Here is an 11,920-nt window from a genome sequence, read left to right as displayed (position 1 = left end):
TGTGGGAGGGGGCTTGCCCCCGATGAGGTCAGCAGCCTCACAACAGAATTCAGAACAGGTGCTTTATGACAGCAGCCAATGTTTACCAACAACGCCCCACCTCCGGCGCCAAGGCCGAGTCGTCGCTGCATCACGCCGACCTCGCCAGCCAGGTCGGCAAGGGCCGCAAGAACGCCGGCGTGACCGTGCGTGAAAAGAAACTCCTGGGCCATCTGACGATTCGTGGCGACGGCCATGACGCAGCTTTCGCCGCCGGCGTGCACAAAGCCATCGGCATCGAGTTGCCCGGCGCGCTGCAAGTGATCGTCAAGGGTGAAACCAGCCTGCAATGGCTCGGCCCGGATGAGTGGTTGCTGATCGTGCCGAGCGGTGAAGAATTCGCCGCCGAGCAAAACCTGCGCGCCGCCCTGGGCGACCTGCATATCCAGGTCGTCAATGTCAGCGGCGGCCAGCAGATCCTCGAACTCAGCGGCCCGAACGTGCGCGATGTGCTGATGAAGTCCACCAGCTACGACGTGCACCCCAACAACTTCCCGGTGGGCAAGGCAGTGGGCACGGTGTTCGCCAAGTCGCAACTGGTGATCCGCCACACGGCTGAAGACACCTGGGAGCTGGTGATCCGTCGCAGCTTCTCGGATTACTGGTGGTTGTGGTTGCAGGATGCATCGGCCGAGTTCGGCCTGAGCGTCCAAGCCTGAGGAATGAGCCATGAGCCGCGCACCCGATACATGGATTTTGACCGCCGACTGCCCCAGCGTGCTCGGCACGGTGGACGCGGTCACCCGCTACCTGTTCGAACAGGGTTGCTACGTCACCGAGCACCACTCGTTCGATGACCGGCTTTCGGGCCGGTTCTTTATCCGCGTGGAATTCCGCCAGCCCGATGGTTTTGACGAACAGGCGTTCCGCGATGGCCTGGCCACCCGCGGTGAAGCCTTCGGCATGATCTTCGAGCTGACGGCGCCGAACTACCGGCCAAAAGTGGTGATCATGGTCTCCAAGGCCGATCACTGCCTCAACGACCTGCTGTATCGCCAGCGCATCGGCCAACTGTCGATGGACGTGGTCGCGGTGGTGTCCAACCACCCCGATCTGAAACCCTTGGCCGACTGGCACCAGATTCCCTACTACCATTTCCCCCTCGACCCCAACGACAAACCGTCCCAGGAGCGTCAGGTGTGGCAGGTGGTGGAAGACACCGGCGCCGAATTGGTGATCCTTGCGCGCTACATGCAAGTGCTGTCGCCGGAGCTGTGCCGCAAGCTCGATGGCAAGGCCATCAACATTCACCACTCGTTGCTGCCGGGGTTCAAGGGCGCCAAGCCGTATCACCAGGCGTACAACAAGGGCGTGAAGCTGGTAGGCGCCACGGCGCATTACATCAACAACGACCTGGACGAAGGCCCGATCATCGCCCAGGGCGTGGAGGTGGTGGATCATAGCCACTATCCCGAGGACTTGATTGCCAAGGGGCGTGATATCGAAGGGCTGACGTTGGCCCGGGCGGTGGGGTATCACATTGAGCGGCGGGTGTTTTTAAACGCCAATCGGACGGTGGTGCTCTGACTGACGCCATCGGGGGCAAGCCCCCTCCCACCTTTGGAATGCGGTCGAATGTGGGAGGGGGCTTGCCCCCGATGAGGCCCTCACTAACAACGCAAGAACAGCATCTGTACCCGAGCACTTAAACGCGCTGCCCATCCCAAGGGCAACGCAGTTCCATAAAAACAACAGCGAGGTGAAAGCATGTCTGGTAATCGTGGTGTCGTGTATCTCGGCAACGGCAAGGTCGAAGTACAGAAAATCGACTATCCCAAAATGCAGGACCCCCGTGGCAGGAAGATCGAGCACGGCGTCATCCTGCGCGTGGTCTCCACCAACATCTGCGGCTCCGACCAACACATGGTGCGTGGCCGCACCACTGCCCAGACCGGCCTGGTGCTCGGTCATGAAATTACCGGTGAAGTGATCGAGAAGGGCAGCGACGTCGAGAACCTGAAAATCGGCGACCTGGTTTCCGTGCCCTTCAACGTAGCCTGTGGCCGCTGCCGCTCGTGCAAAGAGCAACACACCGGTGTGTGCCTGACCGTCAACCCGGCCCGTGCCGGCGGCGCCTATGGCTATGTTGACATGGGCGACTGGACCGGCGGCCAGGCCGAATATGTGCTGGTGCCTTACGCCGACTTCAACCTGCTCAAATTGCCGGACCGCGACAAGGCCATGGAGAAGATCCGCGACCTGACATGTCTATCCGACATCCTGCCCACCGGCTACCACGGTGCAGTCACCGCCGGCGTTGGCCCAGGCAGTACCGTGTACATCGCCGGTGCCGGCCCTGTGGGCTTGGCGGCGGCGGCATCGGCGCGCCTGTTGGGTGCGGCAGTGGTGATCATCGGTGACGTCAACCCGATCCGCCTGGCCCACGCCAAGGCCCAGGGCTTCGAGATTGCCGACCTGTCCCAGGACACCCCGCTGCACGAACAGATCGCCGCACTGCTGGGCGAGCCGGAAGTGGACTGCGCCGTCGATGCCGTGGGCTTCGAAGCCCGTGGTCATGGTCATGAAGGCGTCAAGGCGGAAGCCCCGGCCACCGTGCTCAACTCCCTGATGGGCGTGGTGCGCGTGGCGGGCAAGATCGGTATCCCTGGCCTCTACGTCACCGAAGACCCGGGTGCTGTGGACGCTGCGGCAAAAATGGGCAGCCTGAGCATCCGCTTCGGCCTGGGCTGGGCCAAGTCCCACAGCTTCCACACCGGCCAGACGCCTGTGATGAAGTACAACCGCCAACTGATGCAGGCGATCATGTGGGACCGCATTAACATTGCCGAAATCGTGGGCGTGCAGGTGATCAGCCTGGATGACGCACCGCGCGGCTATGGTGAGTTCGATGCGGGCGTGCCGAAGAAGTTTGTGATTGATCCGCATAAGTTGTTCAGTGCGGCGTAAGGCAAACAGCTGAAAAAATGGCGACCCTGGAGGTCGCCATTTTTTATAGGTTATTTGAGGGTTGAGAGTCGCAGGTAGGGATCGGCGACCTCACCGTTCTTGATCAGCCGCTGGCCGCCGTAGTCGCAATGAAACTTGCCGTCTCGTTCATTGATCTCCTCGGCTTTGAGTTCATACTCCGGGCCCAGATAGTCGTCTTTGGTTGCGGCCGTTTGTCCTGTCCACGTCTTGCCTTTGGCCGTGGCGGTGTATTGATAGCCCTCGCCATAGGGTGGTGGGAGGTCGGGGTCTGTGTAGGGCTTTGATTGAATATCACCGACGGCGGGGCATTGGTCGATCCCGGTGGCCTCGGGCCGTGAAGCCTGGTCTTGCCCGCGTGCTTGCAAATGGTTGATTGCGCTGAAGGCAGCATAAAAATTGGGTATCAATCCGATCATGATCGTTACAGCTCCTTGTTCAATTGGGCTGTCTTCCCAGTGTGTATTACCGAGAGGACTGCCCTGAGTGGCTGTCACGGTGTTTGAGTTCCGGAAAATCCTATACTGCCGTTTGCGCTCATCGCGGTCATCAGCTTCAACGTGTTGCAAGGGCACCCTGATAGACAGTTGGCCCCGTCGGCTGCTTGCTCAGCGACCCACCCTTGGTCTCCGAACTCACCATCAACTCCACCGGCTTGCGGATGCTTTTCTGCTGGCGTGGGTTGAGTCCGATAATGCCTTTGCCATCTTCCGGCAACAGCCCCAGGGAAACCGGCGCGCTGCCTTCTGGAATGGCCCAGAGTTCCAGGCTGCGGTCCGGCTCCGGGGCCGCCGTGGCGATCGGTTCAACTTCGAGGTAATCCTTGTGCGCAATGATTTGAGCGGCCGGCTGCTGGGCCGTGGTCACCAGGGTGGCGGCGGACTTGACGTTATCCTGGGTGTAGAGCGCGCCGCCGAGGCCGGCGACGATGGCCATGCAGGCGCCGATAAACACACGTGGGCGGCTCCAGAATGGGGACGTTGGCTCAATCACTTGGGGGCGTGTGGCGCTCATAAGGCTAATCCTGGCTGTGTTGAAGTCATTTCATGGACTCTGGTATTCCCATTGGGTTCCTCGGCCCGGCCGGAACAATGCGTCGGATACCCAGTCAAACGCCTGCTTTCACCCCTACACCCAGAGGTTGTTTCGATGAAGATTTCACGCGGTTTCGCCCTTTCCTGCCTGATGACCCTGGCAGCCGGCCCGGTGCTTGCCGCAGGGTTCAGCCTTGGCGACGCGGCCAATGCCATTTCCGGCATGCAGGGTGGTAACAACAAGGCAGCGGCCGCAGCGCCGTCGTCCGAGACGGCCGGGTTGCTGAGCGCCCTGACCTCGCAACTGAACATCACCCCCGAACAAGCGGTGGGCGGCACGGGCGCCATGCTGGGCCTGGCCAAGAACAAATTGAGCGGCAACGACTATTCGCAACTGGGTAATAGCGTGCCTGGCCTCGACCAACTGTCGGGCAATAATGCGTTGGGCAGCCTCGGGGCCTTGAGCGGGATGCTCGGCCAGGCTGGCGGTAGCAAGACCAGCGGCCTGGATGGCCTGCTGGGTAATGTGAAGAACACCAACGACCTGAACACCGCGTTCAGCGCCTTGGGCATGGACAGTGGCATGGTCGGCCAGTTTGCCCCGGTGATCCTGCAATACCTGGGTGGCCAGGGTGCCAGCAGCTCGGTGCTGGGCAAGCTGGCCCAGGCCTGGGGCACCGGCAGTTAAAGGCGCTCCGCGCGCAGTTGTTCGATGCGTGCGTCCTTCTCCGTCCAGAGCTGGTTCACCCAGTCCTGGACGGTCTGGCGAAATGCCGGATCATTCTCGTAATCTCCTTGCCACAGCGCCGGGTCCAGCTCACGGGTGCGGATATCGATGATCACCTTCGGTACCGATCCGCAAATCAAATCCCAGAACCCTGGAATCCTGTCTTGCGGGTAGACCACCGTCACATCGAGCACAGCATCCAGTTGTTCACCCATCGCCGCCAGCACGAATGCCACACCGCCCGCCTTGGGCTTGAGCAAGCGGGTGAAAGGTGAGCCCTGCTGTTTGCGCTTGGCCTCGCTGAACCGCGTACCTTCCAGATAATTGACCACCGTCACCGGCTGGCGCTTGAACAGCTCGCAGGCCTCTTTGGTGATCTTCAAATCCTGCCCCGCCAGTTCGGGATGCTTGGCCAGGAACGCCTTGGTGTAGCGCTTCATGAACGGGTAATCCAGCGCCCACCAGGCCAGGCCCAGGAAGGGCACCCAGATCAGCTCTTTTTTCAGGAAGAATTTGAAGAACGGCGTACGCCGGTTGAGGGCCTGGATCAAGGCCGGGATATCAACCCAGGATTGGTGGTTGCTGATTACCAGGTAACTGGTGTCACCCCGCAGATCGTCGCCGCCGCGAATGTCCCACTGGGTCGGGATGCACAGCGAGAAAATCAGCTTGTCGATCTCGGCCCAGGTCTCGGCGATCCACATCACCGCCCATGACATGTAGTCACGCAAGCGCCCCGGGGCTACCAGCTTGAGCAGGGCAAACACCATCAACGGACCGAACAGCACGAGGGTGTTGAGCAAGAGCAGCAGGGTGACGAAACAGCCGGTGAGCAGGCGGCGCATAAGTAACTCTTGGAATCTTGTGGGCGGGCCATCATAAGCAAGGTGAGTCTAGAGGCCAAATCGCAAATCACCGTACGAATGTTTCACAATGTGCCGGGTATGGTGGGGTTAGCTAACTAACCGGCGCTTTTGCGGTCTAGAATCCGCCTACTTCTTTCCGAGGACATCACTTCGTGAAACTGCTTCTTGCCTCCCTCGCCCTGGTTGCCGTGCCGGTCATGGCCGCCGAACCGACCCTCTACGGTCGCTACGAATATATCCAGTTGCCGGAGATCGGCGAAACCTTCAAGGCCAAGATGGACACTGGCGCGCTGACCGCCTCGCTGTCGGCCCGCGACATCCAGACCTTCACCCGTGACGGTGACGATTGGGTGCGTTTCCGCCTCGGCGGCAAGGACGCGTCCGATAAGGTCTACGAGCACAAAGTCTCGCGCATCAGCAAGATCAAGAGCCGCGCCGACGAAGATGAGGACAAGGACGAAGCCACCGTGGCCAAGCGCCCGGTGATCGACCTGGAAATGTGCCTGGGCGACGTCAAGCGCACCGTTGAGGTCAACCTCACCGACCGCAGCAGCTTCAACTACCCGCTGCTGATCGGCGCCAAGGCTCTGCGCGAGTTCGGCGCTGCGGTCAACCCGGCGCGTCGCTACACTGCTGACAAACCGGACTGCTGACGGACCACCATGCCCCACATCCTGATTGTCGAAGACGAAGCGGCGATAGCCGACACGCTGATATTCGCCCTGCAAGGCGAGGGCTTCACCACCACCTGGCTGACACTCGGCCAGGCGGCGTTGGAGCATCAACGCCAGACGCCGGCCGACCTGATCATCCTCGACATCGGCCTGCCGGACATCACCGGGTTTGAAACCTGCAAGCAACTGCGCCGGTTCAGCGAAGTGCCGGTGATGTTCCTCAGCGCACGGGATGGCGAGATCGACCGGGTGGTGGGGCTGGAAATCGGCGCCGACGATTATGTGGTCAAGCCCTTCAGCCCTCGGGAAGTGACGGCGCGGGTCAGGGCGATCCTCAAGCGCATTGGCCCAGGAGCTGCGCCGGTGGTGTTCCAGGTAGACCTGGAGCGCATGCAGATCATGTATCGCGGCCAGCCGTTGAGCCTCACGCGTCACGAATTCCGCCTGCTGCAAAGCCTGCTGGAACAGCCTGAACGTGTATTCAGCCGCGAGCAGCTGTTGGACGCGGTCGGCGTGGCGGCGGATGCCGGTTACGAACGCAACATCGACAGCCATATCAAAAGCCTGCGCAGCAAGTTACGCAACGTGGCTGCCGACGCCGAGCCGATCCAGACCCATCGCGGCCTCGGCTACAGCTACAGCCCGGGCAACAGCTGATGCGCCTGGGGCTGCGGATCTTCCTGGTGTACGCGCTGTTTATCGGCCTGACCGGCTACTTCGTGCTCAGCACCGTGATGAAGGAAATCCGCCCTGGCGTGCGCCAGTCCACCGAAGAAACCCTGGTGGACACCGCCAACCTGCTGGCCGAAATCCTGCGCGACGACGTGAAGAACGGCACCCTCGGCCAAAGCCACTGGCCCGAACTGCTCAAGGCCTATGGCAATCGCCAGCCGGGCGCGACCATCTGGGGATTGCCGAAGAACCAGGTCAACCACCGCATCTACGTGACCGACGCCAAGGGCATTGTGTTGCTCGACTCCACGGGCGAAGCGGTGGGGCAGGACTATTCCAAATGGAACGACGTGTACCTGACCCTGCGCGGCGAGTACGGTGCGCGCTCCACCCGCAGCGAGCTGGATGACCCCACTTCCTCGGTGATGCACGTGGGCGCGCCGATCCGTGACAACGGCCAGATCATCGGCGTGGTCACCGTGGCCAAGCCGAACAGCTCGTTGCAGCCCTACGTCGACCGCACCGAGCGGCGCCTGCTGTGGTACGGCGCGGGCCTGGTGATTCTCGGCCTGTTGCTCGGCGCGCTGCTGTCGTGGTGGCTGAGCGTTGCGCTGCGTCGCTTGACGGCTTACGCCGAGGCGGTCAGCGAGGGCCGGCGCGCCGAGTTGCCGCACTACCGTGGCGGTGAACTCAAGCAGTTGTCCACCGCCGTCGAGCACATGCGCACGCAGTTGGAAGGCAAGGCCTACGTCGAACACTATGTGCACACCCTGACCCACGAGTTGAAGAGCCCGCTGGCCGCGATACGCGGCGCGGCAGAGCTGTTGCAGGGCGACATGACCCGTGAGCAACAGCAGCGTTTCGTCGGCAATATCGACAGTGAAAGCGCGCGCCTGCAGCAGTTGATCGAACGCCTGCTGAACCTGGCGCAGGTCGAGCAACGCCAGGGCCTGGAAGAGCAGGTGAGCATCCCGCTGGCAGCCATGGTCGATGATGTGCTCAAGGCGCAATGTGCGCGGATCGAAGGCGCCGGGTTGCACGTTGAACAGACGATTGCGGCGGATGTGAAGGTGTACGGCGAACCCTTTCTGCTGCGCCAGGCCCTGGGCAACCTGTTGGAGAATGCGCTGGATTTCACACCGCCTGGCGGCACCTTGAGATTCAGCGCGCAGACCCGGCACAACGACGTACAGGTGAGCCTGTTCAACCAGGCTGCGCCGATTCCCGACTACGCCCTGCCGCGCCTGAGCGAACGGTTCTACTCGCTGCCACGCCCGGCCAGTGGCCGCAAAAGCACCGGCCTGGGCCTCAACTTTGTCGAGGAAGTGATGAAGCTGCACGGCGGCGCGTTGCAGATCGGCAACGTGCAAGGCGGCGTGCAAGTGGTGCTGCATCTCCACACAGTCTCCACATTGCCCACATAAATCTCCCACACAGGCTGCCCAGACTCTCCTCCATCCAAACAGGGAGAGACCCATGAACCGCAGCCTGCTTTTCAAACTTGGCGCGATTGCGCTGCTGATCCTGCTGTTGCTGATTCCGTTGCTGATGATCAACGGGATCATCAGCGACCGCCAGCAACTGCGCGACGGCGTCCTGATGGACATCGCCCGCAGCTCCAGCTACGCCCAGCGCCTCACCGGCCCGGTGATGGTGGTGCCGTATCGCAAGACCGTCCGCGAGTGGAAGCTCAACGAAAAACTCAACAAGCGCTACGAAGTCACCCGTGAAGAGCGCGGCCGGCTGTATTTCCTGCCGGACCGTTTTGAACTCGACGGCAAGGTGCAGACCGAACTGCGCGCACGCGGCATCTACCAGGCGCGACTGTTCCATGCTGACAACCGCATCAGCGGGCGTTTCGAATTGCCCGCGCAGTTGGGTATCACCGAAGACTTCGCCGATTACCGCTTTGAACCGGCGTTTCTCGCGGTGGGTATCAGCGATATTCGCGGCATCGAAAATGCGTTGAAGTTGGAGCTGGGCAGCCAGCAGCTGGAGTTCGAACCGGGCTCCCAGGTGGACTGGCTGGGTGAAGGCGTGCACGTGACGCTGCCGGAGCAGGACAGCAAAAAGCCCAGTGTCGTGGACTTTGCCTTCGACCTGCGCCTGCAAGGCACCGAGCAATTGCAAGTGGTGCCGGTGGGCAAGACCAGCCAGGTCTCACTCGCCTCCAACTGGCCGCACCCCAGCTTTATCGGCAATTTCCTGCCGGCGCAACGTGAGGTCACCGATAAGGGGTTTGCCGCCAGCTGGCAGACCTCATTCTTCTCCACCAACCTCGAACAGGCTCTGCAAACCTGCCTGGACGGGCAGGGCTGCAATGACTTCAACAACCGCAGCTTCGGCGTGAACTTCATCGATCCGGTGGACCAGTACCTCAAGAGCGACCGTGCGATCAAATATGCGCTGCTGTTCATCGCCCTGACCTTTGCCGGTTTCTTCCTGTTCGAAGTGCTCAAGAGCCTGGCAGTGCACCCGGTGCAGTACGCGTTGGTGGGCTTTGCGCTGGCGTTCTTCTACCTGCTGTTGTTGTCGTTGTCCGAGCACATCGGATTTGCCCTGGCCTACCTGATCTCGGCCAGTGCCTGTGTGCTGTTGATCGGCTTCTATGTGTGCCATGTGCTGCGCAGCGTGGCGCACGGGCTGGGCTTCTCGGCGGGGGTGGCGGCGTTGTATGGCTTGCTGTACGGGTTATTGAGTGCCGAGGACTACGCGTTGCTGATGGGCTCGTTGCTGCTGTTCGGCCTGCTGGGCACGGTGATGGTGTTGACGCGCAAGTTGGACTGGTATGGCGTGGGCAAGCGCAAGGCGGCCGAGCCGTTGATGTTTGACCTGGAGGCGGTGCAATGATCGGGTTACGCGAGGATCAGCAAGTGGGGGCGCAATTAGCCGCAAGGATCGCTACATTCCTCAATACCACCGCCGTTCAATGTGGGAGTGGGCTTGCCCGCGATAGCGGTGGTTCAGAAACAGCTGTGCTGAATGACATACCGCGATCGCGGGCAAGCCCGCTCCCACATGGGGTCGGTGTGAACATCAGGTCGGTGGCTGGGTTTCCAGCATCGAAGGCCGCTGGCTGACCTCGGCGTACCAGGCGGCAAGCTGCGGGTTGTCCAGGCGCCATTGCATATCCGGGTGACGGAAATCGAGGTAACCCAGGGCACAAGCCACGCTGATGGCGGCGATATCGAAATGGCTGGCCAGTTCGGCAATCGCATCGGCTTCCAGCTCGGCGAGGGTGCGACGGATCTTGTTGCGCTGTTCGTCGAGCCACTGGTCCCAGTGTTTTTCCGCCGGGCGCAGGGCGGTTTCGTAGCGCACCAGCACGGCGGCATCCATGATGCCATCGGCCATTGAGGCCATGGTCAGGCGGCGCCAGCGGGCCGAGCCGTCGCGGGGGATCAGCGGGGTGCCGGCGTGCTGGTGGTCGACGTAATCGAGGATCACCCGGCTGTCGTGCAGTACTGAACCGTCGGCCAGGCGCAGGGCCGGGATCTTGCCCACGGGGTTGCCTTCTACCACCTGCGCATCCGGGTTGACCGGGGTCGGCATGCAGCCGTACAGGGCGACGCGATCCTGCTGGCCGGTTTCAGCCAGCAGCACGCGAACCTTACGAACGAACGGTGACGCGGGGTTGTGGAACAAGGTCATGCTGGGAGCGGACATGGGCATTCCTCTGAATGGGCTGCGCTAATCTATCTCACCGTTTGATCAAGGCCCAAGTACCAATTGCAGCGGGGATGCCCAGCCCGAGCCAACTGAGCGAATCCCACAGCCCATCCCCGAGCAGCGCCGCAAACAACCCGGCGGCGCTGAGCAGGCCGATCCCCAGAGGGATCCCGAAGACCTTCCAGAAACTCGACTGACGTGGCTTCATGTTCGGCGCCTTACGATCCACAGGTAGATCCCGCTCACCAGCACGATGATGGTCAGCCCATCCAACACCGCCCACAGGATCTTCATCGGCATGCCGCCGTAATCGCCAAAGTGCAGCGGCTGGGACATGCCCATGGCGTCCATGTACCACGGCCGTTCGGCGACGGCGGTGACAGCCAGGGTGCTGGCGTCGATCAGTACCGGCGTGAGCAAATGCGAGGTGAGGTGGGTGCTGCCTTTCATGAACACCGCGTAATGGTGTTCGCTGGAAAAGCGTGTGCCGGGGAAGGCGATGAAGTCCGGCTCCATGCCGGGGGCGGCCTTGGCGGCAATCGCCAGCAGTTCGGTGGCCGGGGCGCGTTGAGTCAGGGGCGGGGCGTTTTTGTAAGGCTCGATCATGGCGCTGAGGCTGTCCTGGCGCCAGGCGGCGATGATCAGGTCGGCGCAGGCGCTGATCACGCCGGTCACGCCCACCACCAGCGCCCAGGTCAGGGTGACCACGCCGATCAGGTTGTGCAGGTCGAGCCAGCGCAGGCGGGTGGATTTGTCCTGACGCACGGTGGCGAATTTCAGGCGGCGCATGAACGGCAGGTACAGCACCGTGCCGGAGATGATCGCCAGCACAAACAGAACCCCCATGAACGCCAGCAGCAACTTGCCCGGCAGGCCAGCGAACATATCCACATGCAAGCGCAGCAGGAACATCGTGAACCCGCCGTTGGCCGCCGGGGTTTCCATGGCTTGGCCGGTGCGCGCGTCGAGCAGGAAGGTGTGCGACGAGTTGGGCTCGGTGCCGGCGGTGGCGGCCATGATCGCGATCACGCCGTTCTTGTTGTCTTCGTCCCAGGCCAGGTACTGCATGGCGTCGCCGGGGCGATGGGCCTGCGCGGCGCTGACCAGTTGCTCCAGGTTGAGCTGCGGCGTGTCGACGGGCATCTGCGCCAGCTCGGGCTCGTTGCCCAGCAGGTGGTCGATCTCGTGGTGAAACACCAGCGGCAGGCCGGTGAGGGCGAGCAGCAGCAGGAATACCGTGCAGATCAGGCTGGTCCAGGTGTGGATGAAGGACCAGCGGCGGATGGTTTTGCTTTTCATGTTTTTTCAACCTTC

General features: G+C 61.9%; 14 protein-coding genes. 8 read left to right on the top strand and 6 right to left on the bottom strand.

Annotated features, from left to right (window positions below; all coding sequences use genetic code 11):
• Window positions 1-65 precede the first annotated feature (65 nt).
• The 3 genes from BFN10_RS14685 (at window position 66) to fdhA (ending at window position 2,946) form a co-directional block, all read left to right on the top strand.
• Window positions 66-698: a sarcosine oxidase subunit gamma gene (locus BFN10_RS14685; RefSeq protein ID WP_071490287.1), complete on the top strand. Its 633-nt coding sequence runs from the start codon at window positions 66-68 to the stop codon at window positions 696-698.
• Between the two features lie 10 nt (window positions 699-708).
• Entirely contained in the window at window positions 709-1,566 is an 858-nt protein-coding gene (gene purU / locus BFN10_RS14680) for a formyltetrahydrofolate deformylase (protein ID WP_005792124.1), read from the top strand.
• Window positions 1,567-1,746: 180 nt separating this feature from the next.
• Complete coding sequence (fdhA, locus tag BFN10_RS14675; protein ID WP_025858777.1) at window positions 1,747-2,946, top strand: formaldehyde dehydrogenase, glutathione-independent; 1,200 nt, start codon at window positions 1,747-1,749, stop codon at window positions 2,944-2,946.
• Window positions 2,947-2,996: 50 nt separating this feature from the next.
• On the opposite strand, the gene BFN10_RS14670 is transcribed toward fdhA, so the two are convergent.
• Together BFN10_RS14670 and BFN10_RS14665 are read right to left on the bottom strand one after the other, a co-directional pair.
• Window positions 2,997-3,383 carry a hypothetical protein gene (locus tag BFN10_RS14670; RefSeq protein ID WP_071490286.1) on the bottom strand — a complete coding sequence of 129 codons (387 nt, stop codon included), beginning with the start codon at window positions 3,381-3,383 and terminating at the stop codon, window positions 2,997-2,999.
• Window positions 3,384-3,519: 136 nt separating this feature from the next.
• Window positions 3,520-3,978, bottom strand: a complete 459-nt coding sequence (locus BFN10_RS14665; protein WP_071490285.1) for an anti-sigma factor — start codon at window positions 3,976-3,978, stop codon at window positions 3,520-3,522.
• Window positions 3,979-4,113: 135 nt separating this feature from the next.
• On the opposite strand from BFN10_RS14665, the gene BFN10_RS14660 reads away from it, so the two are divergent.
• Window positions 4,114-4,686, top strand: a complete 573-nt coding sequence (locus BFN10_RS14660; protein ID WP_071490284.1) for a DUF2780 domain-containing protein — start codon at window positions 4,114-4,116, stop codon at window positions 4,684-4,686.
• Here the strand turns inward: BFN10_RS14660 and BFN10_RS14655 are convergent.
• Entirely contained in the window at window positions 4,683-5,570 is an 888-nt protein-coding gene (locus BFN10_RS14655; RefSeq protein WP_071490283.1) for an acyltransferase, read from the bottom strand. The genes BFN10_RS14660 and BFN10_RS14655 overlap by 4 nt on opposite strands.
• A gap of 173 nt (window positions 5,571-5,743) precedes the next feature.
• Between BFN10_RS14655 and rloA2 the strand changes: the two genes are divergently transcribed.
• The 4 genes from rloA2 to creD are packed head-to-tail and all read left to right on the top strand — an operon-like array spanning window position 5,744 to window position 9,787.
• Complete coding sequence (gene rloA2, locus BFN10_RS14650; protein ID WP_058426668.1) at window positions 5,744-6,244, top strand: retropepsin-like aspartic peptidase RloA2; 501 nt, start codon at window positions 5,744-5,746, stop codon at window positions 6,242-6,244.
• A 9-nt stretch (window positions 6,245-6,253) separates the two neighbouring features.
• Window positions 6,254-6,922 carry a two-component system response regulator CreB gene (gene creB, locus BFN10_RS14645; protein ID WP_071490282.1) on the top strand — a complete coding sequence of 223 codons (669 nt, stop codon included), beginning with the start codon at window positions 6,254-6,256 and terminating at the stop codon, window positions 6,920-6,922.
• Window positions 6,922-8,361 carry a two-component system sensor histidine kinase CreC gene (gene creC, locus BFN10_RS14640; protein ID WP_071490281.1) on the top strand — a complete coding sequence of 480 codons (1,440 nt, stop codon included), beginning with the start codon at window positions 6,922-6,924 and terminating at the stop codon, window positions 8,359-8,361. Before creB ends, creC begins: the two co-directional genes overlap by 1 nt.
• Window positions 8,362-8,413: 52 nt before the next feature.
• Window positions 8,414-9,787, top strand: a complete 1,374-nt coding sequence (gene creD, locus BFN10_RS14635; protein ID WP_071490280.1) for a cell envelope integrity protein CreD — start codon at window positions 8,414-8,416, stop codon at window positions 9,785-9,787.
• Window positions 9,788-9,973: 186 nt separating this feature from the next.
• Here the strand turns inward: creD and BFN10_RS14630 are convergent, their stop codons facing one another.
• Genes BFN10_RS14630 through BFN10_RS14625 form a run of 3 tightly spaced genes read right to left on the bottom strand, consistent with a single transcriptional unit; the run spans window position 9,974 to window position 11,905 of the window.
• The gene (locus BFN10_RS14630; protein ID WP_071490279.1) at window positions 9,974-10,603 is read right to left on the bottom strand and encodes a glutathione S-transferase family protein; all 630 of its coding nucleotides are present in this window, start codon (window positions 10,601-10,603) and stop codon (window positions 9,974-9,976) included.
• Between the two features lie 34 nt (window positions 10,604-10,637).
• On the bottom strand, window positions 10,638-10,814 hold the full coding sequence (locus BFN10_RS29265; protein WP_092242210.1) for a hypothetical protein: 177 nt from the start codon (window positions 10,812-10,814) through the stop codon (window positions 10,638-10,640).
• Window positions 10,811-11,905 (bottom strand): PepSY-associated TM helix domain-containing protein, encoded by a 1,095-nt coding sequence (locus BFN10_RS14625; RefSeq protein WP_071490278.1) that lies wholly within the window; start codon window positions 11,903-11,905, stop codon window positions 10,811-10,813. The genes BFN10_RS29265 and BFN10_RS14625 overlap by 4 nt, the downstream gene beginning before the upstream one ends.
• Window positions 11,906-11,920 lie beyond the last annotated feature (15 nt).

It is taken from the genome of Pseudomonas extremorientalis (assembly GCF_001870465.1).
In the GTDB taxonomy this organism is placed as follows: Bacteria; Pseudomonadota; Gammaproteobacteria; order Pseudomonadales; family Pseudomonadaceae; genus Aquipseudomonas; species Aquipseudomonas extremorientalis.
The sequence above is the reverse complement of the archived record's forward strand: the minus strand, read 5'-3'. Positions and strand labels throughout refer to the sequence as shown.